The organism is Klebsiella ornithinolytica, assembly GCF_030505655.1.
GTDB classification, from domain to species: domain Bacteria; phylum Pseudomonadota; class Gammaproteobacteria; order Enterobacterales; family Enterobacteriaceae; genus Klebsiella; species Klebsiella ornithinolytica.
Window position 1 is genome coordinate 1929891 of the sequence record NZ_CP130153.1, and the last position, 25739, is coordinate 1955629.

Below are 25739 nucleotides of genomic sequence, written 5' to 3' on the forward strand. Positions count from 1 at the left end.
ATGTCATTCAAGCTTCCCGTTTCCGTTCTGGTGGTCATTTATGCCGAAGACACGAAGCGGGTGCTGATGTTGCAGCGACGCGACGATCCCGCTTTCTGGCAGTCGGTAACCGGCAGCCTGGAAGCGGGGGAGACTGCAGCGCAAGCCGCCGTGCGTGAAGTAAAGGAAGAGGTCGCGATTGATGTTGCTCATGAGCAGCTGACCTTAATGGACTGTCAGCGCACGGTGGATTTCGAGATTTTTTCTCATTTACGTCATCGCTACGCGCCGGGCGTTGAGCGCAATACGGAATTTTGGTTCTGTCTTGCGCTCCCTCATGAACGCCAGATTGTCTTTACGGAACATCTGGATTACCGCTGGGTCAATGCGGCAGAAGCCGCCGCCCTGACCAAGTCGTGGAGTAACCGGCAGGCGATTGAAGAATTTGTAATTAACGCCGACTAGTCTTCCCAGCCATTTGCAGGTCGAAAGGCTGCGGGAAGCAGGCATTTTTGGAGAGTTTTTTATGGCAGGTCATAGTAAATGGGCCAACACCAAACACCGCAAAGCGGCACAGGATGCCAAGCGCGGTAAGATCTTTACTAAAATCATTCGTGAGCTGGTTACCGCTGCGCGTCTGGGCGGCGGCGATGTCGCTTCTAACCCGCGTTTGCGTGCGGCAGTAGATAAAGCACTGTCCAACAACATGACCCGCGACACCCTGAACCGTGCTATCGCCCGTGGCGTTGGCGGCGATGATGACGCGAACATGGAAACCATCATTTATGAAGGTTACGGCCCTGGCGGCACCGCGGTCATGGTTGAATGCCTGAGCGACAACCGCAACCGTACCGTTGCCGAAGTGCGCCATGCCTTCAGCAAAACCGGCGGCAACCTCGGCACCGATGGCTCCGTAGCCTATCTGTTCAGCAAAAAAGGGGTCATCTCTTTTGAAGCCGGCGACGAAGACGTGATCATGGAAGCCGCGCTGGAAGCTGGCGCGGAAGACGTTGTGACCTATGACGACGGCGCGATTGACGTGTATACCGCGTGGGAAGAGATGGGCGCGGTGCGCGATGCGCTGGAAGCGGCTGGCCTGAAGGCTGATGCGGCTGAAGTCTCCATGATTCCTTCGACCAAGGCGGATATGGATGCGGAAACGGCACCCAAACTGCTGCGTCTGATCGATATGCTGGAAGACTGCGACGACGTGCAGGAAGTGTATCATAACGGCGAGATCTCTGATGAGGTCGCCGCAACGCTCTAATGTTGCTGACCGTTAAATCACTAACCGGAGGTGCGTGATGGCCATTATTCTCGGCATTGACCCGGGGTCACGCATTACCGGTTATGGCGTTATTCGTCAGGTCGGGCGGCAGCTGAGCTATCTTGGCAGCGGCTGTATTCGGACCAAAGTCGACGATTTACCGTCGCGCCTGAAGCTGATTTACGCAGGCGTGACGGAAATTATCACCCAGTTTCAGCCGGACTATTTCGCCATCGAGCAGGTGTTTATGGCGAAAAACGCCGACTCGGCGCTGAAGCTGGGGCAGGCGCGCGGCGTGGCGATTGTCGCGGCGACGAATCAGGACCTGCCGGTGTTCGAGTATGCCGCGAGGCAGGTTAAGCAAACCGTTGTCGGCATCGGCAGCGCGGAAAAAAGCCAGGTGCAGCACATGGTGCGCACGCTGCTTAAGCTTCCCGCCAACCCCCAGGCGGACGCGGCGGATGCGCTGGCTATCGCCATTACCCACTGCCACGTCAGTCAGAACGCGGCTCAGATCAGCGAGACGCGGCTCAATCTGGCGCGTGGGCGCTTACGATAACGTCAAATCAGGCTGGATATTCATCCAGCCTTTTTTTATGATACCGCAGATACTTTAGCCCTTAACGCAGGAGCTCCATGTGATAGGCAGACTCAGAGGCATCGTTCTCGAAAAACAACCCCCGCTTGTATTACTGGAAACGGGAGGCGTGGGCTATGAAGTACATATGCCAATGACCTGTTTTTATGAACTGCCGGATGTGGGCAACGAGGCCATCGTTTTTACCCATTTTGTCGTTCGCGAAGATGCGCAGCTGCTCTATGGTTTTAATAACAAGCAGGAACGCACCCTGTTCAAAGAGCTGATTAAAACCAACGGCGTCGGGCCAAAGCTGGCGCTGGCGATCCTCTCCGGTATGTCGGCGCAGCAGTTTGTTAACGCCATAGAGCGCGAGGAGCTGGCTGCCCTGGTGAAACTGCCGGGTATCGGTAAGAAAACCGCTGAGCGTCTGATTGTTGAAATGAAAGACCGGTTCAAAGGTCTGCACGGCGATCTGTTTACGCCGGCGACGGATCTGGTGCTGACTTCACCGGCGGGTCCGTCTGATGACGATGCGGAGCAGGAAGCGGTTGCTGCGCTGGTGGCGCTGGGCTATAAACCTCAGGAGGCCAGCCGGATGGTGAGTAAAATCGCTCGCCCGGATGCCAACAGTGAAATGCTAATTCGCGAAGCGCTCCGCGCCGCGTTGTGAGGTAAGGGATGATTGAAGCAGACAGGCTGGTATCGGCAGACAGCGCCGGGTTTGAAGAGACGGCCGACCGCGCAATCCGCCCGAAATTGCTGGCAGAGTATGTCGGTCAACCGCAGGTGCGTTCGCAAATGGAGATTTTTATCCAGGCGGCAAAGCTGCGCGGGGACGCGCTCGATCACCTGCTGATCTTTGGTCCACCGGGGCTGGGAAAGACGACGCTGGCAAACATCGTCGCCAATGAGATGGGCGTCAACCTGCGAACCACCTCCGGTCCGGTGCTTGAGAAGGCGGGTGACCTGGCCGCCATGCTCACCAACCTCGAACCCCACGATGTGCTGTTTATTGATGAAATACACCGCCTCTCGCCGGTAGTGGAAGAGGTGCTGTATCCGGCAATGGAAGACTATCAGCTGGATATTATGATCGGCGAAGGGCCTGCGGCGCGGTCGATCAAAATCGATCTGCCGCCGTTTACCCTGATTGGCGCCACGACGCGCGCGGGGTCATTAACTTCGCCGCTGCGTGACCGTTTCGGGATTGTACAGCGCCTCGAGTTTTACCAGGTTCCTGACCTGCAGCATATCGTCAGCCGCAGCGCGCGCTTTATGGGGCTGGAAATGAGCGACGAAGGTGCGCTGGAGGTGGCCCGCCGCGCGCGCGGCACGCCGCGTATCGCCAACCGCCTGCTGCGCCGGGTACGTGACTTTGCCGAAGTGCGCCATGATGGCACCATTTCGCTGGAGATTGCCGCTCAGGCGCTGGACATGCTGAATGTTGATGCGGAAGGGTTCGACTATATGGACCGCAAACTTCTGCTGGCGGTCATCGATAAATTCTTCGGCGGCCCCGTCGGCCTGGATAACCTGGCGGCGGCGATTGGCGAAGAGCGGGAAACTATCGAAGATGTTCTGGAACCGTATCTGATCCAGCAAGGCTTTTTGCAGCGTACGCCGCGTGGGCGTATGGCGACGGTACGCGCCTGGAATCACTTCGGTATTACGCCGCCGGCAATGCCGTAACCTGGCTGCCGGCAGATGAGCGGTGAGCTTGTTCCGGCAGGGCAGGGATGAGGACCCCGGTCAACTCGCCGCGACCGGGGAAGAGGGCGCGGCTCAGGCGGCCGATTTTTTCATCATGCTGAAGATAAACAGCAGCGCGGCGCACAGCACCACGGACGGGCCGGCGGGGGTGTCGTAAAACGCCGAGAAGGTCAGTCCACCGGTCACCGCGATAATCCCCACACCAACGGCAGCGGCGGCCATCTGCTCCGGCGTACGGGCAAAGCGGCGCGCCGTGGCGGCAGGAATGATCAGCAGCGAGGTAATAATCAACGCGCCGACGAACTTCATGGCGACGCCAATGGTCAGCGCGGTGACCAGCATTAACAGCAGTTTCACCCGCTGCAGCTTCACGCCATCGACAAACGCCAGATCGGGGCTGATGGTCATCGACAGCAGGTTGCGCCACTGCCAGAGCAGGATAGCCAGCACAATCACCACGCCAATGGCGATAGAGATCAAATCTTCCGGCGTTACCGCCAGTAAATCGCCAAACAGATAGGCCATCAGGTCGACGCGAATATTCGACATCAGGCTAACCACCACCAGACCAAGCGACAGCGCACTGTGCGCCATAATCCCCAATAAGGTATCGAGCGCCAGATGCGGACGTTTTTCCAGCCACACCAGACCGCCTGCCAGCATTAAGGTCACGGCGATCACCGCATAAAACGGATTGACGTTAAGCAACAGCCCGAAGGCCACGCCAAGCAAAGAGGCATGCGCTAAGGTATCGCCGAAATAGGACATCCGGCGCCAGACCACAAACGACCCGAGCGGGCCTGCCGCACAGGCAAGCATCATCCCGGCCAGCCAGCCGGGTAACAGAAGTTCAATCATCAGCGCTCATTTCCCCTACGCAGTACGATCCGCCCCTGCAGGTCATGGCGGTGATTATGATGGTGACGATAGATTCCCAGCTGTTCCGCCCCACGCTGGCCAAACATCGAGATAAACTGCGGATGCGTGGAGACCACTTCCGGGGTGCCGGAACAGCAAATATGTTGATTCAGGCACAGCACCTCATCGGTTTTTGCCATCACCAGATGCAGGTCGTGGGAGACCATCAGCACCGAGCAATCAAGCTCCTGGCGCAGCTGGTTTATCAGATCGTACAGGGCAACCTGCCCGTTAACGTCGACGCCCTGCGTGGGTTCATCCAGCACCAGCAGCTGCGGCTGGTTCAGCAGGGCCCGGGCCAGCAGCACGCGCTGGGTTTCGCCACCGGAGAGTTTTTGCATCGGCGCTTCAATCAGGTGCCCGGCCTGGACACGTTTCAGCGCCGGCAGGATGTCCTGCTTGCGGGTGCCGGGACGTAAGCGCATGAACCGGCTGACGGTCAGCGGCATCGTGGCATCCAGATGCAGTTTTTGCGGGACGTAGCCAATCCGCAGATTGTTCTCGCGCTTGATAACACCGTCACTCGGTGCTACCAGTCCAAGAACCACCCGCACGAGCGTGGATTTGCCTGCGCCATTAGGGCCGAGTAAGGTCAAAATTTTGCCGGGCTTTAGCGTCAGCGAAATGTCAGACAGTACGCGTCGTTGGCCGAAGGCGACCGAGACGTTTTCGAGAGTTACAAGATTTGTCATGTCAAATTAGGGGTTGCACAAGCGAGTGAATGTTATAATATCACATCTTTCTCATTCATTACGATGACTAGACGCATTATGTTACATAAAAATACGCTTCTTTGCGCTGGACTTAGCGCCGTTTTTTTGTTCGCTCAGACCTCTACGGCGAATGCTGCCGTGGTTACCTCAATGAAACCCTTAGGCTTTATCGCTTCCGCTATCGCGGATGGGGTCACGGAGACCCAGGTGCTCCTGCCTGACGGTGCCTCAGAGCATGATTATTCACTGCGTCCTTCCGATGCAAAACGCTTACAGAACGCAGACTTAGTGGTCTGGATTGGTCCAGAGATGGAAGCGTTCATGGACAAGTCAACGCAAAGCATTGCGTCGAATAAAAAGGTGACCATCGCTGAGCTTGCCGGCGTGAAACCGCTGCTCATGAAAGGGGCGGATGACGACGATGACGATCATGGCCACGAACACGCCGCAGGTGAAAATAGTGACGGCGATCACCATCATGGTGTTTACAATATGCATCTGTGGTTATCCCCAGAGATAGCGCGGCTTTCAGCGGTTGCAATCCACGATAAATTATTGGAACTTATGCCGCAGAGTCGAGCCAAACTTGACGCTAACCTGAAAGAATTTGAGGCAAAATTAGCCTCAACCGATAAGCAGGTGAGTAACGAGCTCGCACCGCTGAAAGGAAAAGGGTATTTCGTTTTTCATGATGCCTATGGCTACTTTGAAAAACACTACGGTCTGACCTCTCTGGGGCATTTTACCGTAAACCCTGAAATACAGCCCGGTGCGCAGCGTTTACACGAAATCAGAACACAGCTGGTTGAGCAAAAAGCAACGTGCGTTTTTGCTGAGCCACAGTTCAGGCCAGCCGTTATAGAAGCTGTTGCCAGGGGCACCTCTGTGCGCATGGGGACTCTGGACCCTCTCGGTACCGGGATTAAGCTGGGTAAAGAAAGTTACCCGCAGTTCCTCGACCAACTGGCGAAACAGTATTCGAGCTGCCTGAAAGGAGATTAACGAGGAAGTGAATACGTGCAACAGATAGCCCGCGCTGTCACTCAGGCATTCAACAATTTGCCACGACCTCACCGCGTCATGCTGGGGTCGTTGAGCGTTCTGACATTAGCGGTCGCCGTCTGGCGACCCTATATCTACCATCCAGAATCCGCCCCTATCGTCAGGACGATTGAGCTGGAAAAAAGCGAAATCCGCTCTCTGCTGCCGGAAGCCTCCGAACCTATCGACCAGGCGCCGCAGGAAGAAGAAGCCATTCCTCAGGATGAACTGGATGATAAAGCCGACAGTGAGTCAGGCGGCCACGAATATGTGGTCTCCACTGGCGATACGCTGAGCAGCATCCTCAACCAGTACGGCATCGATATGGGCGATATCGCCCAGCTCTCCTCAGCCGACAAAGAGTTGCGAAACCTGAAAATTGGTCAACAGCTCTCGTGGACCTTAACGGCAGAGGGGGATTTGCAAAGTCTGACATGGGAAATGTCGCGCCGTGAAACCCGCACCTATACCCGGGTTGCGAACGGCTTTAAAATGAGCAGCGAGCTGCAGAAAGGGGATTGGGTCAACAACGTGTTGAAAGGCACCGTGGGCGCCAGCTTTGTTGCCAGCGCTCGTGAAGCCGGGTTAACCAGTACGGAAGTCAGCGCGGTGATCCGAGCGATGCAGTGGCAGATGGACTTCCGCAAGCTGAAAAAAGGCGATGAGTTCTCGGTACTGATGTCGCGCGAAATGCTTGACGGTAAACGGGAACAGAGCCAGCTGCTGGGCGTGCGTTTGCGTTCAGAAGGCAAGGATTACTACGCGATTCGTGCGGAAGACGGTAAGTTCTACGATCGTAACGGTACCGGTCTGGCGAAGGGCTTTATGCGCTTCCCGACGGCGCGCCAGTTCCGCGTCTCTTCGAACTTTAATCCGCGTCGCCTGAATCCGGTGACCGGGCGCGTGGCGCCGCACCGCGGCGTCGATTTTGCTATGCCGCAGGGGACGCCGGTTCTTGCGGTCGGCGATGGTGAAGTCGTGGTCGCTAAGCGCAGCGGCGCGGCGGGATACTATGTGGCCGTACGCCATGGTCGCACCTATACCACTCGCTATATGCACCTGCGTAAACTGCTGGTGAAACCGGGGCAGAAAGTGAAGCGCGGCGATCGTATTGCGCTGTCGGGTAACACCGGCCGTTCTACCGGTCCGCATCTGCACTACGAAGTGTGGATTAACCAACAGGCCGTGAACCCATTAACGGCGAAACTGCCGCGTACCGAAGGGTTGAGCGGTTCCGATCGCACCGATTATCTGGCGCAGGTCAAAGAGGTCATCCCGCAGCTGCGGTTTGACTAGCAGGATGTCAATGCAAGCCGGTGCCTGTCGCGCGCCGGCTTTTTCTTTTGTAGGTTCCCCGTCGTATCGCTAAACTATACCCACAATAAGTCGTCTTACGGCTTCTGAGGCTGCAACTTGCGGTTTGACGGGATTACCCCATTATCTTTTTTATGCAGTACGGCTGTGGACTGGGCATGGAAACGAAAAAAAATAATATTGAGTTTATTCCAAAGTTTGAAAAATCCTTTTTACTCCCGCGCTACTGGGGCGCCTGGCTGGGGGTTTTTGCGTTTGCCGGTATCGCTCTGACGCCTCCCTCTTTTCGCGATCCGATCCTCGGTAAACTGGGACGGGCGGTGGGTCGTCTGGCGAAAAGCTCGCGCCGGCGTGCGCAGATAAACCTGCTGTACTGCTTCCCGGAAAAGAGCGAGCAGGAGCGCGAGGCAATTATCGATGAAATGTATATGTCGGCACCGCAGGCGATGGTCATGATGGCCGAGCTGGGTCTGCGGGATCCTGCTCATATTCTTTCCCGCGTCGACTGGCAGGGCAAAGAGATCATCGAAGAGATGCAGCGCAATAACGAAAAGGTGATCTTCCTGGTGCCGCACGCCTGGGGGGTGGATATTCCAGCCATGTTGATGGCCTCGGGCGGTCAGAAAATGGCGGCAATGTTCCATAACCAGGGGAATCCGGTCTTCGACTACGTGTGGAATACCGTCAGACGTCGCTTTGGCGGGCGCATGCACGCGCGTAACGATGGCATTAAACCGTTTATCCAGTCGGTCCGCCAGGGCTACTGGGGCTACTATTTGCCCGACCAGGATCACGGCGCCGAGCACAGCGAATTCGTCGATTTCTTCGCGACCTATAAAGCCACCCTGCCGGCGATTGGCCGGCTGATGAAAGTCTGCCGTGCGCGCGTAGTGCCGCTGTTTCCGGTCTATGATGGGAAAACTCATCGTCTGACGGTGCTGGTGCGTCCGCCGATGGATGACCTGCTGGACGCCGATGATCGCACGATCGCGCGGCGGATGAACGAAGAGGTCGAGATTTTCGTCAAGCCGCATACCGAGCAATATACCTGGATCCTCAAGTTGCTGAAGACGCGTAAACCGGGGGAAATCGAGCCTTATAAGCGCAAAGAGCTCTTCCCGAAAAAGAAATAGCGCCCGCCTGTTCCTGCACCGACGTAGCAAAAGAGAGCCAATGAACCTGTCGGGTTCATTGGCTGTATTGTCTGAGTAAAGCGATATGTTCGCTAATCAACCGATAGCGGTATTCCGGTCTGCCGGTGAGACCATAGTGGTTATTGGTGAAGAGAATCCCCGTTTTTTCTAGCCAGATTAAATATTTACGACACGAAACTCTGGAGATTTGCAGCGCGATGGCGATCTCATTTGTCGAGAAGGCACTCTCCTGATGGGTATCGATCCATTGGCATACCAGGCGCAGCGTTTGCGGCGTTAATCCCTTAGGTAAGCGGCGGGCGTTATCCGGGCGCTGAATACCGCTGCGCAGTAAATCGTCAACATCGGACTGCTCGTAGCGGGATTTGGCGCGCTGCAGCTCGCGTCGTTTACGCCATGTCAGCAGCGCCTCTTCAAAGCGCGGGAACTGAAACGGTTTAATTAAATAATCAACCACGCCATAGCGCATTGCCGTCTGGACGGTTGCCGCATCGGCGGCGGAAGTAATCATGATCGCATCGATGCTGCGGGCGCTCGTACGCAGGGTGGGCAGCAGATCCAGCCCGTTCTCTCGCTGCATGTACACATCCAGCAGAACCAAATCGATCGGTGGCAAATGGTTCAGCATCTGCTCAGCTTCCGCCAGCGTTGAGGCGATACCGCAGCAGCGAAAGTCGGCGACCCTGCTGATAAACAGCCGGTTCAGCTCCGCAACCATCGAATCATCATCCACAATAAGCACATTGAACATGCGTGGTTCCTTTGACTATCGGGAAGCAGGGGAGTCGACGCCTCGATGCTTCCCGCAGGATTAATGAAGAGACGTGTCGCTATAGCGATGAACGCTTATAGGAGGTGTAACGCGCGTGCCAGAAGGTTTTATCAATATTCGCGATCAGCTCTTCCTCGCTGAGTTTTGCGGCGACGCCTTCGGCCTGGGCCACCAGAGCGACATCAAGGGCAATGGCCCGGGAAATCATCTCAATCTCTTCTACCGGGGGTAATAATCCGCCTTTTCCGGTTGTGGCTAACGGCGAGTGCGCCGCCAGCGTTTTACTGCAGGTAATCAGCATGGCTTCGGTGACGCGTTCTGCTTTGGTCGCCAGGATGCCTAGCCCCAGTCCCGGGAAAATATAGGCGTTGTTGCACTGAGCGATATCGTAAGTCGCACCTTGACAGAACACCGGTTCAAACGGGCTGCCGGTGGCGATCAGCGCGTTACCCTGAGTCCATTCAAGCAACTCTTTCGGCTGCGCTTCGGCGCGGGAAGTTGGGTTAGAGAGCGGCATCACGATTGGCCGCGGGCAGTGGCGGTGCATCTCTTTGATAATCTCTTCGCTGAACAGACCCGGCTGGCCGGATACGCCAATGAGCACGGTCGGGTGCACATTGCGCACGACATCCATCAACGACAGGTTGGCAGACGTGACATCCCAGTGGGCAGTAGTGTCCCGCGGCGTCACGAGGCGTTGCTGAAAATCGAGCAGATTGGGCATCTCATCGGTCAGTAAACCAAAACGATCGACCATGAAGACTTTGCTGCGGGCCTCTTCCTCCGACAAACCATCATCAACCATCAGCGCAATAATTTTTTCAGCAATACCGCAGCCGGCGGAACCGCCGCCGAGGAAGACAACGCGCTGGTCGCGCATACGGATACCTGCCACCGCGGCGGCGGCAATCAGCGTACCTGTCGTGACGGCAGCGGTTCCCTGGATATCATCGTTGAAACAGCACAGCTGGTTGCGATAGCGATTAAGCAGGCGGCTGGCATTCTTCTGGGCAAAATCTTCGAATTGCAGCAGGACATGCGGCCAGCGACGTTTTACCGCATCGACAAACATATCCATAAACTCCATATACTGATCGTCGTTAATGCGCGGATGACGCCAGCCCATATACAGCGGGTCTTCAAGGAGCTTCGCATTGTTGGTCCCGACGTCCAGCATCACTGGCAGCGTCGCGGCGGGATGAATGCCGCCGCAGGCGGTATACAACGAGAGTTTACCGATCGGAATACCCATCCCGCCGATGCCCTGATCGCCCAGACCAAGAATACGCTCGCCGTCGGTGACGACGATCACCTGAATATCGTTGCGCGAGAAGCCCTGCAGCATCTCGTCAATGTGATGGCGGTTAGGCCAGGAAATAAACAGGCCGCGGCCGCGACGATAAATTTCAGAGAAGTGTTCGCAGGCTTCTCCGACGGTTGGCGTATAAATCACCGGCAGCATCTCTTTCATATGACGGCGCAGTAAATGATAAAATAGTGTCTCGTTAGTATCCTGAATATTCCGCAGATAGATATGCCGGGAAATATCGCGCTTAAATTCACTGAACTGCTTCCACGCGCGCTCCGTTTGTTCTTCGATAGTTTCAACATTATGCGGAAGCAATCCCTGGAGATTAAACGCCGTTCTTTCCCCCTCGGTAAATGCGAGCCCTTTATTTAACAGCGGATTTTCCAGCAGGACTGCGCCATTATAAGGGGTATATAATGTTTCTTTGACTAACATTTGATGACTCCTGAACATTGTTTAAATAAAAACAGGTTTTAACTTGATAGAAATGTTGCCCTGAGACGGTAATTAAGAAATTAAATAAATCATGATCCCTTCGGTGACCACGCCAATGGCGGTGCCGAGTAAAATAGAGGATGAGGCCGGCTCAATATACGTATCGCTGCGCAGTGCAAACATACCGGCGGCGATGGCTGAAGGGGTTGCGCCAATGATAATGACCTGCTGCATCAGCGTGTGGCTAAGACCAAAAGCCAGGCCTGCCGCGGCCATCATGGCGGGCTGAATCAGATTTTTAATACTGATGTTGGTGCAGGTCTGAATATTAACCGTCGGGCGTTCGCCATAAAACAGCAGGCCAAGAGCAAACAGCGACAGGCCGCCGGCAATTTTCCCGACCATTTCAATCGGCATGCTGAGCATATGGGGAAGCTGTACGCCAGCAAGGCTCAGCAGCACCCCTGAGATAGGGATCCAGACGATTGGATTTCTTATGGCTTTCAGCAGGTTTTGCACAATCAGCTTACCAGCATGAATCTCCTCGCTATCGCCAGCGGCATGTTTATCGCCCATCCGAATCAGGATTATCGTCAGGGGAATCATGAACACGCTGGTGATTAAGTTGCCGATAAGCACACCCAGAAAGCCTTCGGGTCCAATCAGGACGGCAAGGACCGGCGCACCGAAATAGGCCATATCAGGAAATGCGCACACCAGGGACTGGATCGCGCTGGTTTTGATGTCATGGCGGAATACGTAGCGCGAGATCAGCAGAGTAAGGAAATAAGACCCCATCAGGCCAATCACTAATACGGCCATAAAGGCGAAGTTTTTAATTTTATCCGGGTTGGTATTTAACGCGCCAATAAAAAGATGGAAGGGCAGAGCAAACCGAATGACCACGGTGGCTAACACCGAAGCATCTTCACGACGGGTATAGCCTAACTTACCGCTGAGCCAACCGAGTAACATGATAAAAACTAATGGGAACAATGATTGCAATAGCAGCGTAGGCATAAATTATCCTGAAAATAGGGTGTAGGGTTGCTTGTGGTTTTTAATCTAACGATCCCCTATGGAATGAAAGGTGATTGAAATCACAATGGCGGGTATTTAAATAATTTCGCCTTGGGAACTTTACTTACAAATAGCGGTGCGGAGATTAACTCCTTGTTTTTCATGGCTGTCGATAAAGCAATGTCGTAACCAATAACTTTAACTACGGCGTAATAATTTAAATTACTTAAAAGGGAGTTTCTAACTCAGTCACAAAGTCGTGAACGGAGAACGTTGTTTTCTTTTTTAGCGAAAATTCCTGTGCTACCGTTTACGTGGTTTTAATTCGAATGCTTCTTCATTTTTTGTTTCTTTTTATTTTTATTTGACTGCGCAATTTTAATATTGCGCCTCGATCCTACGCCATCTATCACAATTCAGGTGAAACATGAAAAATAATTCACTCAACCATCCGGTAGAACAAACGCACTCGAGTGGGCAAACTCCGCGGTTCTTATCCAACGTTGATGTCGGCGCCGTACCTTTAACGCTGTTTGTCGGTATTGCAATGATTGTCGCCGTCTCATCAATGGCGGGACTGTTGCCAAAGAACATGATTGGCGGGCTGGCGGTCATTATGACCCTGGGATTCGCGCTGGCCAAAATCGGGCGAATGGTGCCGGTGCTTAAAGATATCGGCGGCCCGGCCATTTTGTGTCTGATGATGCCGTCGGTACTGGTCTATTTCGGGGTATTTGATCCCCACACTCTGGGCACCGTGCATCTGTTGATGAAAGAGGCCAATTTACTCTATTTTGTCATCGCCTGTCTGGTGGTTGGCAGTATTCTGGGAATGAACAGAACCATTCTTATCCAGGGAATGGTGCGTATGTTCGTTCCGCTGGTTGTGGGGACCGGAGCGGCGATCGCGACGGGGCTGCTGGTGGGAAGCCTGTTTGGCTACAGCATGTACCATACCTTTTTCTTTATTATTGTGCCGATTATCGGCGGCGGTATTGGGGAAGGGATCCTGCCGCTGTCGCTGGCATATTCTGCGATCCTCGGGCAAACGCCGGACGTGTATGTGGCACAGCTGGCGCCAGCTGCGGTGGTGGGGAATATCTTCGCCATTATCTGCGCAGGCTTTCTGGCTCGCCTGGGCGTCCGCCGCCCGGCGCTGTCCGGCGATGGCATGTTAATTCGCAGCCATGATGATAACCACGTTTTCTCGCAGTCTCAGGGAGGGCAGCCCACCGATTTCCAGCTGATGGGGGCCGGGCTGCTAATGATCTGCGCATTTTTCATCGTTGGCGGGCTGCTGGAGAAAGTGCTGCACATCCCGGGACCGGTATTGATGATTCTGGCCGCCGTTCTGTGCAAATACACCAAAATTATCCCCGCAGCGATGGAGCTGGGGGCGCATAGCTGCTACAAATTTGTGTCCGCAGCTCTCGTCTGGCCGCTGATGATCGGCCTTGGGATGCTGTATGTCCCTCTGGAGAGCGTGGTTTCCGTCTTCTCGATTGGCTACGTCGTGGTTTGCGGTTCCATCGTGATTGCCATGGCGTTAAGCGGATTTTTCATCGCTTCCCGGCTGAATATGTATCCTGTTGAAGCGGCGATTGTGACCAGCTGCCACAGTGGGCTGGGCGGCACCGGGGATGTGGCGATACTCTCGGCATCGAATCGCATGTCGCTGATGCCGTTTGCACAGATTGCCACCCGTATTGGCGGCGCCTCAACGGTGATTGCCGCGACGTTGCTGCTGAGCTGGATTGTCTGATTACGGATAAAAAAAACCTGCCAGCATGATGCTGGCAGGTTGGGCGTTCACCACGAGGTCGGTATTACTCGACGGTCAGAATACGCGTGGTGTTAGTGCTGCCGATGGTGCTCATCACGTCACCCTGGGTCACGATAACGAGGTCACCGGAGACCAGATAGCCTTTATCACGCAGCAGATTCACCGCATCGTGCGCCGCAGCGACGCCGTCGTTGGTGCTGTCGAAGTGAACCGGCGTCACGCCGCGATACAAGGCGGTCAGGTTCAGCGTACGTTCATGGCGGGAGAGGGCGAAAATGGGCAGGCCAGAGCTAATGCGTGAAGTCATCAGCGCGGTACGACCGGACTCGGTCATGGTGATGATCGCGGTGACGCCTTTCAGGTGGTTCGCCGCATACATCGCTGACATGGCAATCGCCTCTTCAACGTTATCGAACTGGATATCCAGACGATGTTTGGAGACGTTGAGGCTTGGGATTTTTTCGGCGCCCAGACAGACGCGCGCCATAGCGGCCACGGTTTCTGACGGATACTGACCGGCGGCGGTTTCCGCTGAGAGCATCACGGCATCGGTACCGTCGAGGACGGCGTTAGCGACGTCCATGACTTCCGCGCGGGTTGGCATCGGGTTAGTAATCATCGACTCCATCATCTGAGTCGCGGTGATGACCGAACGGTTCAGCTGACGAGCGCGGCGAATCAGGGCTTTCTGGATCCCCACCAGCTCCGGGTCGCCGATTTCAACGCCAAGGTCGCCACGGGCAACCATCACCACGTCAGAGGCCAGAATTACGTCGTCCATTGCGTCCTGATCGCAAACCGCTTCCGCACGCTCAACTTTCGCGACGATCTTCGCATCGCAGCCGGCTTCGCGCGCCAGGCGGCGGGCATAGTTCAGGTCTTCGCCACAGCGTGGGAAGGAGACGGCCAGGTAATCAACGCCGATTTTCGCCGCGGTGACGATGTCAGCCTTGTCTTTCTCAGTCAGCGCTTCGGCGGACAGGCCGCCACCCAGTTTGTTGATACCTTTATTGTTTGACAGCGGTCCGCCGACGGTGACTTCGGTGAACACTTTCAGACCCTTAACTTCGATGACTTTCAGCTGTACGCGGCCATCGTCCAGCAGCAGGATATCGCCTGGCACGACATCCGCCGGCAGGCCTTTATAATCAATACCGACTTTCTCTTTGTCGCCTTCGCCTTTGCCCAGCTCTGCATCAAGCAGGAATTTGTCGCCGATATTAAGGAAAATTTTGCCTTCTTTGAAGGTGGATACGCGAATTTTGGGGCCTTGCAGATCGCCGAGGATGGCCACATGACGGCCCAGTTTTGCCGCGATCTGACGGACTTTATCCGCGCGAATCTGATGATCTTCCGGGGTACCGTGAGAGAAGTTCATACGTACCACGTTAGCGCCTGCGGCGATCACCTTTTCAAGGTTGTTATCACGATCGGTTGCCGGGCCTAAGGTCGTTACGATTTTGGTTCTGCGAAGCCTTCTGGACATGTAATACTCCGTTGACTAAAACAACTTTGGTGTTGCGTGAACATGGAATCGGCGGTGCCGGTCAGCAATGTCGCTCTGCCGGAACGTTACCGAAGGTGTAATGGGTCACTACCTAATTATCAAGTTTTATGGGTTGTCGCTGTGTACAGGCAGCTCTTTATCAAAACGCGATTCCTTCAATGCTTCCTTGACCCTCTTCAAGTTATCTCTGAATTTCGCTCCTCGACGGAGGGTAAAACCGGTGGCCAGCACATCTATTACCGTCAGCTGAGCAAGACGTGAAACCATGGGCATATAGATATCCGTATCTTCGGGGACATCAAGCGTAATCGACAAGGTTGCCTCTCGCGCCAGCGGGGTACCCGCCGACGTGATGGCGATGACCATGGCATCGTTTTCACGCGCCAGCTGCGCCAGTTCGACCTGGCTTTTCGTCCGGCCAGTATGTGAGATAATCACGACAACGTCATCATCATTGCAATTCATACAGCTCATGCGTTGCAGGACAATGTCGTCGGAGTAGATAACCGGAACGTTAAAACGGAAAAATTTGTTCATGGCGTCATGCGCGACGGCTGCCGAGGAGCCGAGGCCAAAGAAGGCAATTTTCTTGGCCTGGGTCAGAAGGTCGACGGCACGATTAACCGCTGACATATCGAGAGAGTGGTGGACCTGATCTAAACTGGCCATGGCTGACTCGAAAATCTTCCCCGTATAGGACTCTACGCTGTCGTCTTCATCGACATTGCGGTTAACATAGAGAGTACCGTGTGCCAGGCTTTGTGCCAGGTGAAGTTTAAAATCAGGAAAGCCGCGGGTTTCCAGACTCCGGCAAAAACGGTTAACGGTCGGTTCGCTGACGCCAGCTTCCAGCGCCAGGGCCGCAATGCTTGAATGAATTGCCTGAGCAGGCGTAGCAAGAATGACTTCCGCCACTTTGCGTTCGGATTTGCTAAGGTGTTCCAGCCGGGACTGGATTTTTTCCAGCATGTTCATGGGTAACGGAGCGCTCATCAGTGGAAGCGATTTCATTAATGGATGAAATCATCAGGCGTTTTAGCAAGAATATACCCCTCCGTTACGCTAAGCGGGGAGGAATGACGTTAAAAAATGTTGTTTTTTTTCATTACATGATCAGAGTCGTATTTTATTAACTTAAAACCGGTCGAAAGAACGAACAAGTTTAGCCGTTTGCCCAAATAGTCGCCGGAACTTTTCTCCGCGTGCGGTTTAGCGTCGGGAATGGCGGCCTGAGGGTTTCGGGAAGTTCGTAAACACAGTACAGTGCAGTGTAAGAAAATTACAAATATAGCCTGGCATAAGCACCAGACTATCAACTGAGGAGAATGACATGGCGGTAACGCAAACGGCCCAGGCATGCGATCTGGTCATTTTCGGCGCGAAGGGTGACCTGGCGCGTCGTAAATTGTTGCCTTCCCTGTATCAGCTCGAAAAAGCTGGCCAGATCAACCCTGAGACCCGGATCATCGGGGTCGGACGTGCTGACTGGGATAAAGATGCTTACACCAAAGTCGTCCGTGAAGCGCTTGAAACCTTCATGAAGGAAAAGATTGATGAAGGTTTGTGGGAAACCCTGAGCGGACGTCTGGATTTTTGTAACCTCGATGTGAACGATACCAAAGCGTTTTCCCGTTTGGGCAAAATGCTGGATCAGGAAAACCGCGTCACCATCAACTACTTTGCCATGCCGCCGAGCACTTTTGGCGCCATTTGCAAAGGCCTCGGCCAGGCGAAACTGAACGCCAAACCTGCGCGCGTGGTGATGGAGAAACCGCTGGGTACCTCTCTGGATACCTCCCGCGAGATCAACGATCAGGTCGGCGAATTCTTCGAAGAGTGCCAGGTTTACCGTATCGACCATTACCTCGGCAAAGAAACGGTGCTCAACCTGCTGGCGCTGCGCTTTGCGAACTCCCTGTTTGTCAATAACTGGGACTGCCGCACGATCGACCACGTTGAAATCACCGTAGCGGAAGAAGTGGGTATCGAAGGTCGCTGGGGTTACTTCGATCAGGCCGGGCAAATGCGCGACATGATCCAGAACCATCTGCTGCAGATCCTGTGCATGATCGCGATGTCGCCGCCGTCAGACCTCAGTGCCGACAGTATTCGTGACGAAAAAGTAAAAGTGCTGAAGTCGCTGCGCCGTATCGACCGCTCCAACGTGCGTGAGAAAACGGTCCGCGGCCAGTACACCGCCGGCTTCGCCCAGGGTAAAAAAGTCCCGGGCTACCTCGAAGAAGAGGGGGCGAACAAATCCAGCAATACCGAGACCTTTGTGGCTATCCGCGTCGATATCGATAACTGGCGCTGGGCCGGCGTGCCGTTCTACCTGCGTACCGGTAAACGCCTGCCGACCAAATGTTCTGAAGTGGTGGTGTATTTCAAAACCCCGGAGCTGAACCTGTTTAAAGAGAACTGGCAGGAGCTGCCGCAGAACAAGCTGACGATTCGTCTGCAGCCGGATGAGGGCGTGGATATTCAGGTCCTCAACAAAGTGCCGGGCCTTGACCACAAACACAATCTGCAGATAACCAAGCTGGATCTGAGCTATTCGGAGACCTTCAACCAGACTCACCTGGCGGATGCCTATGAACGTCTGCTGCTGGAAACCATGCGCGGTATCCAGGCGCTGTTCGTGCGTCGTGATGAAGTCGAAGAGGCGTGGAAGTGGGTTGACTCCATTACTGAAGCCTGGGCTGCCGACCGCGATGCGCCGAAGCCCTATCAGGCAGGTACCTGGGGGCCGGTCGCCTCTGTGGCGATGATCACCCGCGACGGTCGTTCCTGGAACGAATTTGAATAGTTTGCGGGTTATCCGGAGGAGTTATTTTACCGGTAACATGATCTGACGCAGCAAGTCGCATAATTTTTGCTCTTTTAAGCCCCGGGAGGATTCACCCCCGGGGCTTTTTTTATTACACTGCGGATAGATATTTTGCCGCTGAGCTGCAGTGTTGGTGCCTTTCACCTTCTAAGAAGTTGCTAAAATGCTGTGGCCGGACAGATAAAAATTCAGGAGCCTTTATGAATTCGACAATGTTACGGGTAACAAATCGCATTATCGAACGGTCGCGCGATACCCGCACCGCCTACCTCGCACGGATTAACCAGGCGAAGACCGATACCGTCCATCGCGCGCAGCTGGCGTGCGGTAATCTCGCCCACGGCTTTGCTGCCTGTCAGTCGGACGATAAAGCCTCGCTGAAAAGCATGTTGCGTAACAATATCGCCATTATTACCTCTTACAACGACATGCTGTCCGCCCACCAGCCCTATGAGTATTACCCGGATATCATTCGCAAAGCGCTGCATTCGGTAAATGCGGTAGGCCAGGTCGCGGGGGGCGTTCCGGCGATGTGCGATGGTGTCACCCAAGGTCAGGACGGGATGGAACTCTCCCTCCTGAGCCGCGAAGTGATTGCAATGTCGGCCGCTATCGGCCTGTCGCATAACATGTTCGACGGCGCGCTGTATCTGGGCGTATGTGACAAAATCGTCCCCGGACTGACGATGGCCGCGCTCTCCTTTGGCCACCTGCCGTCAGTCTTCGTACCGTCTGGCCCGATGGCCAGCGGCCTGCCAAATAAAGAAAAAGTGCGCATCCGCCAGCTGTATGCTGAGGGTAAAGTCGATCGTATGGCGCTGCTGGAGTCTGAAGCGGCGTCCTACCACGCCCCGGGTACCTGCACATTTTACGGTACGGCGAACACCAACCAGATGGTGGTGGAGTTTATGGGCATGCAGCTTCCGGGCTCGTCGTTTGTGCATCCGGATGCCGAACTGCGCCAGGCGCTGACCGCCGCCGCCGCACGCCAGGTGACGCGCATGACCGGTAACGGTAATGAATGGATGCCGTTAGGCAAAATGTTTGATGAGAAAGTGGTGGTCAACGGGATCGTGGCGCTGCTGGCAACCGGTGGTTCGACCAACCATACGATGCACCTGGTGGCGATGGCTCGCGCGGCGGGCATTATCATTAACTGGGATGATTTCTCCGATCTCTCCGACGTTGTGCCGCTGCTGGCGCGCCTTTACCCGAACGGTCCGGCGGATATAAACCACTTCCAGGCCGCGGGCGGCGTACCGGTGCTGGTCCGTGAGCTGCTGAAAGGCGGCCTGCTGCACGAAGAGGTCAACACCGTAGCCGGTTTTGGTCTCTCGCGTTACACCATGGAACCCTGGCTGAATAACGGCGAACTGGACTGGCGTGAAGGGGCGACGGCGCCATTAGACGATCAGGTTATTGCAACTTTCGACAAGCCATTCTCTCGCCATGGCGGGACGAAAGTGCTGAGCGGCAACCTCGGGCGTGCGGTGATGAAAACCTCGGCCGTACCGGTTGAGAACCAGATCATTGAAGCGCCGGCGGTGGTGTTTGAAAGCCAGCACGACGTTTTGCCTGCTTTCGAGGCCGGAATGCTGGACAAGGATTGCGTGGTAGTTGTTCGCCACCAGGGGCCAAAAGCGAACGGCATGCCAGAATTACATAAACTTATGCCGCCACTTGGTGTATTATTGGACCGCCGTTTCAAAATTGCGCTGGTTACCGATGGTCGACTCTCTGGCGCATCCGGCAAGGTTCCGTCAGCAATCCACGTTACGCCGGAAGCGTATGATGGCGGGCTGCTGGCAAAAGTACGTGATGGCGATATCATCCGCGTCAACGGGCAGACGGGCGAACTGACGCTGCTGGTGGATGACGCTGAACTGGCTGCACGCCAGCCGCATGTTCCTGACCTCAGCAGTTCGCGCGTCGGGAGCGGCCGGGAAATGTTCGCAGCGCTGCGTGAAAAACTCTCCGGAGCCGAACAGGGCGCAACCTGCATCACTTTTTAAGACGATACAATTTGTAGATCTGGCGAGAGAGAAACTCTGATGAAAAACTGGAAAACAACTGCAGAAGCAATCCTCACCAACGGCCCGGTTGTCCCGGTGATCGTGGTGAAAAAGCTGGAACACGCTGTGCCGATGGCCAAAGCGCTGGTTGCCGGCGGCGTACGCGTACTGGAAGTCACGCTGCGTACCGCATGCGCGCTTGATGCGATTCGCGCGATTGCGAAAGAAGTGCCGGAGGCGATTGTCGGCGCAGGTACCGTAACAAACGTTGAGCAGCTGAAAGCCGTCACCGAAGCTGGCGCGCAGTTCGCTATCAGCCCGGGTCTGACCGAGTCCCTGCTGAAAGCGGCGACTGAAGAAGGGACCATCCCGCTGATCCCGGGGATCAGCACCGTGTCCGAACTGATGCTGGGCATGCAGTATGGCCTGAAAGAGTTCAAATTCTTCCCGGCAGAAGCTAACGGCGGCGTGAAAGCGCTGCAGGCGATTGGCGGTCCGTTCGCCCATATCCGTTTCTGCCCGACTGGCGGCATCTCTCCGGCGAACTACCGCGACTACCTGGCACTGAACAGCGTGCTGTGCATCGGTGGTTCCTGGCTGGTTCCGGCGGATGCGCTGGAAGCGGGCGATTACGACCGTATTACCAAAATTGCTCGCGAAGCGGTGGAAGGCGCGAAGTAATTTTCACGCCCTGATAACGAGCGAAATCCAGACCCGGTAGCGCTGAGGCGACCGGGTTTTTTTATCCCTGAACCAGCACGGCCGACGCGGCGGCTTTCGCGCGCGCCACCGCCTCCTCGACGCTATCGGCGACGGCCAGCGTGACGCCCAGTCGACGAGAACCGTCAATCTCCGGCTTACCGAACAGGCGCAGCTGCAGTCCCGCCCCTACCGCGCCCTGGATATTGCTAAAGGTGACGTTCTGGCTGGTGAGCTGTGGCAGAATGACCGCGGAGGCCGCCGGGCCATACTGGCGAATCGCGCCAACCGGCAGACCGAGGAAGGCGCGAACGTGCAGAGCAAATTCCGAGAGGTCCTGGGAAATCAGCGTCACCATCCCGGTGTCGTGTGGGCGAGGGGAGACTTCACTGAAAATCACCTCATCGCCGCAGACGAACAGCTCTACGCCAAACAGACCGTAGCCGCCAAGCGCCAGCACGACTTTGCTGGCAATTTCCTGGGCGCGGGCCAACGCCAGCTCGCTCATCTGCTGCGGCTGCCAGGATTCGCGATAATCGCCATCCTCCTGGCGATGGCCGACCGGGGCGCAGAAATGGACGCCATCGACCGCGCTGACGGTAAGCAGGGTAATTTCAAAATCGAAATTCACCACCCCCTCGACGATAACCCGACCGGCGCCCGCGCGGCCACCTTGTTGCGCATAGCGCCAGGCCTCAGCCAGCTGATCAGCGTGACGAATAAAGCTCTGACCTTTGCCAGAAGAGCTCATGACCGGCTTCACAATGCAGGGAAGGCCAATCTCCGCGACGGCTTCGCGAAAGGCCGCTTCGCTGTCGGCAAAGCGGTATGCCGAGGTGGGAAGCTGCAGCTCCTCCGCAGCCAGGCGGCGAATACCTTCGCGATTCATGGTCAGTTTCGCCGCGCGAGCGGTGGGAACGACTTTCTGCCCGGCCTGCTCCAGCTCCACCAGCGTATCCGTAGCGATAGCTTCAATTTCCGGTACGATAAAGTCAGGTTTTTCTTCCGCAATCAGCGCGCGCAGCGTTTCACCATGCAGCATGTTGATGACGTGCGAACGGTGCGCCACTTGCATTGCCGGCGCGTCGGGGTAGCGGTCGACTGCGATGGTCTCAATACCCAGCCGTTGGCACTCAATGGCGACTTCTTTACCCAGTTCGCCGGAACCTAACAACATCACCCGTGTCGCTGCCGGACGCAGCGCTGTGCCTAATAACGTCATGACTCTTTTCCACAGTAAAAAAACATGCGCCACATTATAAACGAAAACGTTTGCGTCTGTCTTTATGACCGTTGGTTGAGTCCTGGGTGAAAATTTGCTATACTGTATAAAAATACAGTATAAAGAGGCTGCACAATGGCGGTTGAAATTAAATATGTGGTGATCCGCGAAGGTGAGGAAAAGATGTCGTTTACCAGCAAAAAAGAGGCCGATGCTTACGACAAAATGCTCGATCTTGCCGAGGTCCTCAACGACTGGCTGGTAGAGTGCCCGCTGACGCTGGATGAAACCCAGCGTGATGAAATGGCAATGTGGCTGGCGGAACGCAAAGAGACATTGCACCACATTCTGAGGTCAGGAAAACGCCCGGAAGCAGAAGACGGGGCAACCGGACAGGCTTCTCAGGATGAGAGCTCCGCGGCTGAAATCTCAGAGGCCGTAGCCGAGGGGGCAAGCGAACAACCCGCGGCAACCGCGCCGGCAAAATCGCGCAAGGTAAAGGCCGCCTGAGTCCGGCCGAATTTGCGCATCTTTAGCTGCTCATAACATTTCCTGACATCTCGTCGTTTAGGCTGATGACATCGCTTAATAAGCAACGAGGGAAATCATGGCTAACTGGCTTAATCAACTCCAGTCCCTGCTGGGCCAGCAGGGACCGTCTTCCTCATCAGGCGAGCGGCCGGATGGTAAAAGCTTCCTTCTGCCCGGGGCGCTGGGCGGCCTGGCGGGGCTGCTGGTGGCCAGTAAATCATCGCGCAAGCTGCTGGCCAAATATGGCACCAGCGCACTGCTGGTTGGCGGCGGGGCGGTGGCGGGAAGCGTGCTGTGGAACAAGTATCAGCAGAAAATGCGGGAAAATTCTCCTGCGCAATCTGTCGCTTCACCGGGGCAAGCCACCGGGGCGTCAACCTCGCCAGCCTCCGGGCTTGATGCCCGCAGCGAACGGCTCATTCTGGCGCTGGTGTTTGCCGCTAAAAGCGACGGGCACATTGATGACAGCGAGCGGGCAAACATTGAAGAGCAGCTGCGCGCGGCCGGTATTGCCGTGCAGGGGCGCGTTCTGATCGATCGCGCGCTGTCCCAGCCTCTCGATCCGCAGTGTCTGGCGCAGGGCCTCAACAGCGAGCAAGAGGCGCTGGAGATCTATTACATCAGCTGTGCGGCGATCGATATCGACCATTTTATGGAGCGTAGCTATCTCAACGCTCTGGGCGAAGCCTTAGGCCTCCCGCCAGAAGTGCGTGCCGACATCGAACAGGATATTCAGGCACAAAAACAGGCGCTTTCTACCTAAATCAGCAGGTTTTGCTTGCAACGTGGGCCACTTTTGCCACCCTTATACACACGCCATCCTTCAAGCCGCTTCTTGAATGATTTTGTGTATGAAATACAGGATGCAGAAGACCAAAAGATGCCACCAAAAGCAAAACGAATCCCCCACGCCATGACCCTTCATGGCGATACCCGTATCGATAATTACTTCTGGCTGCGCGACGATGAGCGTTCGCGGCCGGAAGTGCTTGATTATCTTCGCGAGGAAAATGAGTACGGCCGGCAGGTCATGGCGACTCAACGTAGCCTGCAGGAGCGGGTGCTAAAAGAGATTATTGACCGTATCCCGCCGCGCGAAGTCTCCGCGCCCTACAGCAAAAATGGCTACCGCTATCGTCAGGTATATGAGCCGGGCTGTGAATACGCTATTTATCAGCGTCAGTCGGTGCTGAAAGAGGAGTGGGATGAATGGGAGGTGCTGCTCGATAGCAACCAGCGCGCGGCGCAGAGTGAATTCTATACTCTCGGTGGGCTGGGCATTTCGCCGGATAACATGATCATGGCGCTGGCGGAGGATTATCTCTCCCGTCGGCAGTATGGCCTGCGTTTGTGCAATCTGCAAAATGGCGAATGGTATCCTGAAGTGCTGGAAAACGTCTCCCCGGAATTTGCCTGGAGCAATGATTCGCAAACGCTGTGGTATGTCCGCAAGCACCCGACTACGCTGCTGCCTTACCAGGTCTGGCGGCATACCGTGGGCGCTTCGCCGCGTTCCGATGTGCTGGTCTACGAGGAGAAGGATGAAACCTTCTACGTCAGCCTCCATACGACCACCTCCCGGCAATTCGCCGTGATCTATCTTGCCAGCGCGACAACCAGTGAAGTGCGGCTGCTGAATACCGAAATGCCGGATGCGGAACCGGTGTGTTTCCTGCCGCGACGTAAAGATCACGAGTACAGTCTCGATCATTACCAGCATGCTTTTTATCTTCGCTCCAACCGCGAGGGGAAAAACTTTGGTCTCTATCGTACCCATGAACGCGACGAACAGCAGTGGGAGACGCTGATTGCGCCACGCCAGGATGTGATGCTCGAGGGATTCACCCTGTTTACAGACTGGTTGGTGGTTGAAGAGCGCCAGCGCGGGTTAACCAGCCTGCGCCAGATTAACCGCAAGACCCGGGAAGCGGTTGGCATTGCCTTTGATGACCCGGCCTACGTGACCTGGCTTGCCTATAATCCGGAGCCGGAAACTTCGCGCTTACGCTACGGATACTCATCCATGACCACGCCGGATACGCTCTTTGAGCTGGATATGGATACCGGTGAGCGGCGGGTACTGAAACAGCAGGAAGTGAAAGGGTTTGAGGCCAGCCATTATCGCAGTGAACATCTGTGGATTAAGGCTCGGGATGGTGTGGAGGTTCCTGTTTCGCTGGTTTATCGGCGTGAGCATTTCCGCAAGGGCGTCAGCCCGCTGCTGGTCTATGCCTACGGGTCGTACGGCGCCAGCGAAGATGCTGATTTCAGCGCCAGCCGGTTGAGCCTGCTCGATCGTGGTTTCGTGTTTGCGATCGCCCACGTTCGCGGCGGCGGTGAATTAGGGCAGCAGTGGTACGAAGACGGCAAGTTCCTGTGTAAAAAGAATACCTTTAATGATTATCTTGATGTCTGCGATGCGCTGCTGGCGCAGGGATATGGCGATCCTCGCCTGTGCTACGGCATGGGCGGCAGCGCGGGCGGCATGTTAATGGGCGTCGCTATTAATGAGCGGCCGGAGCTGTTTCACGGCGTAGTGGCTCAGGTTCCGTTTGTCGATGTCCTGACCACCATGCTCGACGAGTCGATTCCGCTGACGACCGGGGAATTTGAAGAGTGGGGAAATCCGCAGGACGAAGAGTACTATCGCTATATGAAGAGCTACAGTCCTTACGATGGCGTCACGGCGCAGGCCTATCCCCATCTGCTGGTTACCACCGGGCTGCACGATTCCCAGGTGCAATACTGGGAACCGGCAAAATGGGTGGCCAGGCTGCGCGAGCTGAAAACGGACGATAACCTGTTACTGCTGTGCACCGATATGGATTCAGGGCACGGCGGTAAGTCGGGGCGTTTTAAAAGCTATGAAGGGGTTGCGCTGGAGTATGCCTTTCTGATTGGCCTGGCGCAGGGGACGTTACCCGGCCAGGCGGACGTTTAGCGTCG

The 25739-nt window shown here is 55.5% G+C and carries 23 protein-coding genes; 15 read left to right on the forward strand and 8 right to left on the reverse strand.

All coding sequences use genetic code 11. From position 1 onward, the window contains the following. The 5 genes from nudB to ruvB all read left to right on the forward strand — a co-directional run bounded on the left by nudB (nucleotide 1) and on the right by ruvB (nucleotide 3515). Nucleotides 1-444, forward strand: coding sequence for a dihydroneopterin triphosphate diphosphatase (gene nudB / locus Q1L34_RS09000; protein WP_004864050.1), 444 nt, complete (start codon nucleotides 1-3; stop codon nucleotides 442-444). Nucleotides 445-505: 61 nt separating this feature from the next. Then, complete coding sequence (locus Q1L34_RS09005; protein ID WP_004864047.1) at nucleotides 506-1246, forward strand: YebC/PmpR family DNA-binding transcriptional regulator; 741 nt, start codon at nucleotides 506-508, stop codon at nucleotides 1244-1246. Nucleotides 1247-1283: 37 nt separating this feature from the next. Then, nucleotides 1284-1805 (forward strand): crossover junction endodeoxyribonuclease RuvC, encoded by a 522-nt coding sequence (ruvC, locus tag Q1L34_RS09010; protein ID WP_004864044.1) that lies wholly within the window; start codon nucleotides 1284-1286, stop codon nucleotides 1803-1805. Between the two features lie 79 nt (nucleotides 1806-1884). Then, a complete protein-coding gene (ruvA, locus tag Q1L34_RS09015; RefSeq protein ID WP_327204464.1) occupies nucleotides 1885-2496 on the forward strand; it encodes a Holliday junction branch migration protein RuvA in 612 nt (203 codons plus the stop codon). 8 nt (nucleotides 2497-2504) lie between these two features. After that, on the forward strand, nucleotides 2505-3515 hold the full coding sequence (gene ruvB, locus Q1L34_RS09020; protein ID WP_004864035.1) for a Holliday junction branch migration DNA helicase RuvB: 1011 nt from the start codon (nucleotides 2505-2507) through the stop codon (nucleotides 3513-3515). Between the two features lie 93 nt (nucleotides 3516-3608). Here ruvB and znuB read toward each other — a convergent pair whose 3' ends face one another. Continuing rightward, entirely contained in the window at nucleotides 3609-4394 is a 786-nt protein-coding gene (znuB, locus tag Q1L34_RS09025; RefSeq protein ID WP_004864032.1) for a zinc ABC transporter permease subunit ZnuB, read from the reverse strand. Next, the gene (gene znuC / locus Q1L34_RS09030) at nucleotides 4394-5146 is read right to left on the reverse strand and encodes a zinc ABC transporter ATP-binding protein ZnuC (RefSeq protein ID WP_004864029.1); all 753 of its coding nucleotides are present in this window, start codon (nucleotides 5144-5146) and stop codon (nucleotides 4394-4396) included. The genes znuB and znuC overlap by 1 nt, the downstream gene beginning before the upstream one ends. Nucleotides 5147-5224: 78 nt before the next feature. Between znuC and znuA the strand changes: the two genes are divergently transcribed. From znuA to lpxM, 3 genes are all read left to right on the forward strand, one after another. Continuing rightward, nucleotides 5225-6169, forward strand: coding sequence for a zinc ABC transporter substrate-binding protein ZnuA (gene znuA, locus Q1L34_RS09035; protein ID WP_032717095.1), 945 nt, complete (start codon nucleotides 5225-5227; stop codon nucleotides 6167-6169). Between the two features lie 15 nt (nucleotides 6170-6184). Beyond that, nucleotides 6185-7504 carry a murein DD-endopeptidase MepM gene (mepM, locus tag Q1L34_RS09040; protein WP_004864022.1) on the forward strand — a complete coding sequence of 440 codons (1320 nt, stop codon included), beginning with the start codon at nucleotides 6185-6187 and terminating at the stop codon, nucleotides 7502-7504. Between the two features lie 176 nt (nucleotides 7505-7680). Continuing rightward, nucleotides 7681-8655 carry a lauroyl-Kdo(2)-lipid IV(A) myristoyltransferase gene (gene lpxM / locus Q1L34_RS09045; protein WP_004864019.1) on the forward strand — a complete coding sequence of 325 codons (975 nt, stop codon included), beginning with the start codon at nucleotides 7681-7683 and terminating at the stop codon, nucleotides 8653-8655. 55 nt (nucleotides 8656-8710) lie between these two features. Here lpxM and dcuR read toward each other — a convergent pair whose 3' ends face one another. From dcuR to Q1L34_RS09060, 3 genes are all read right to left on the reverse strand, one after another. Further along, nucleotides 8711-9427: a two-component system response regulator DcuR gene (gene dcuR, locus Q1L34_RS09050; protein ID WP_099843842.1), complete on the reverse strand. Its 717-nt coding sequence runs from the start codon at nucleotides 9425-9427 to the stop codon at nucleotides 8711-8713. Nucleotides 9428-9506: 79 nt separating this feature from the next. Beyond that, nucleotides 9507-11192, reverse strand: a complete 1686-nt coding sequence (locus Q1L34_RS09055; protein WP_327204465.1) for an NAD-dependent malic enzyme — start codon at nucleotides 11190-11192, stop codon at nucleotides 9507-9509. A gap of 72 nt (nucleotides 11193-11264) precedes the next feature. Continuing rightward, nucleotides 11265-12212, reverse strand: coding sequence for an AEC family transporter (locus tag Q1L34_RS09060; protein ID WP_004864011.1), 948 nt, complete (start codon nucleotides 12210-12212; stop codon nucleotides 11265-11267). A gap of 427 nt (nucleotides 12213-12639) precedes the next feature. Between Q1L34_RS09060 and Q1L34_RS09065 the strand changes: the two genes are divergently transcribed. Then, nucleotides 12640-13974, forward strand: a complete 1335-nt coding sequence (locus tag Q1L34_RS09065; RefSeq protein WP_004864007.1) for a 2-hydroxycarboxylate transporter family protein — start codon at nucleotides 12640-12642, stop codon at nucleotides 13972-13974. 64 nt (nucleotides 13975-14038) lie between these two features. Here Q1L34_RS09065 and pyk read toward each other — a convergent pair whose 3' ends face one another. Both pyk and Q1L34_RS09075 read right to left on the reverse strand, forming a co-directional pair. Next, nucleotides 14039-15481, reverse strand: a complete 1443-nt coding sequence (gene pyk, locus Q1L34_RS09070) for a pyruvate kinase (protein WP_004864005.1) — start codon at nucleotides 15479-15481, stop codon at nucleotides 14039-14041. Between the two features lie 126 nt (nucleotides 15482-15607). Next, a complete protein-coding gene (locus Q1L34_RS09075) occupies nucleotides 15608-16513 on the reverse strand; it encodes a MurR/RpiR family transcriptional regulator (RefSeq protein ID WP_160873290.1) in 906 nt (301 codons plus the stop codon). Between the two features lie 319 nt (nucleotides 16514-16832). On the opposite strand from Q1L34_RS09075, the gene zwf reads away from it, so the two are divergent. The 3 genes from zwf (at nucleotide 16833) to Q1L34_RS09090 (ending at nucleotide 21022) form a co-directional block, all read left to right on the forward strand. Then, nucleotides 16833-18308: a glucose-6-phosphate dehydrogenase gene (gene zwf, locus Q1L34_RS09080; protein ID WP_004863999.1), complete on the forward strand. Its 1476-nt coding sequence runs from the start codon at nucleotides 16833-16835 to the stop codon at nucleotides 18306-18308. Between the two features lie 221 nt (nucleotides 18309-18529). After that, entirely contained in the window at nucleotides 18530-20341 is a 1812-nt protein-coding gene (gene edd, locus Q1L34_RS09085) for a phosphogluconate dehydratase (RefSeq protein WP_015584007.1), read from the forward strand. A 39-nt stretch (nucleotides 20342-20380) separates the two neighbouring features. After that, a complete protein-coding gene (locus Q1L34_RS09090) occupies nucleotides 20381-21022 on the forward strand; it encodes a bifunctional 4-hydroxy-2-oxoglutarate aldolase/2-dehydro-3-deoxy-phosphogluconate aldolase (RefSeq protein WP_004863992.1) in 642 nt (213 codons plus the stop codon). Between the two features lie 61 nt (nucleotides 21023-21083). Here Q1L34_RS09090 and purT read toward each other — a convergent pair whose 3' ends face one another. Further along, the gene (purT, locus tag Q1L34_RS09095; protein WP_015584008.1) at nucleotides 21084-22262 is read right to left on the reverse strand and encodes a formate-dependent phosphoribosylglycinamide formyltransferase; all 1179 of its coding nucleotides are present in this window, start codon (nucleotides 22260-22262) and stop codon (nucleotides 21084-21086) included. A 135-nt stretch (nucleotides 22263-22397) separates the two neighbouring features. Between purT and Q1L34_RS09100 the strand changes: the two genes are divergently transcribed. From Q1L34_RS09100 to ptrB, 3 genes are all read left to right on the forward strand, one after another. Next, on the forward strand, nucleotides 22398-22772 hold the full coding sequence (locus Q1L34_RS09100; protein ID WP_015584009.1) for a YebG family protein: 375 nt from the start codon (nucleotides 22398-22400) through the stop codon (nucleotides 22770-22772). Between the two features lie 97 nt (nucleotides 22773-22869). After that, entirely contained in the window at nucleotides 22870-23556 is a 687-nt protein-coding gene (locus tag Q1L34_RS09105) for a tellurite resistance TerB family protein (protein WP_327204466.1), read from the forward strand. Between the two features lie 117 nt (nucleotides 23557-23673). After that, entirely contained in the window at nucleotides 23674-25734 is a 2061-nt protein-coding gene (gene ptrB / locus Q1L34_RS09110) for an oligopeptidase B (RefSeq protein ID WP_032724251.1), read from the forward strand. Nucleotides 25735-25739: the final 5 nt, after the last annotated feature.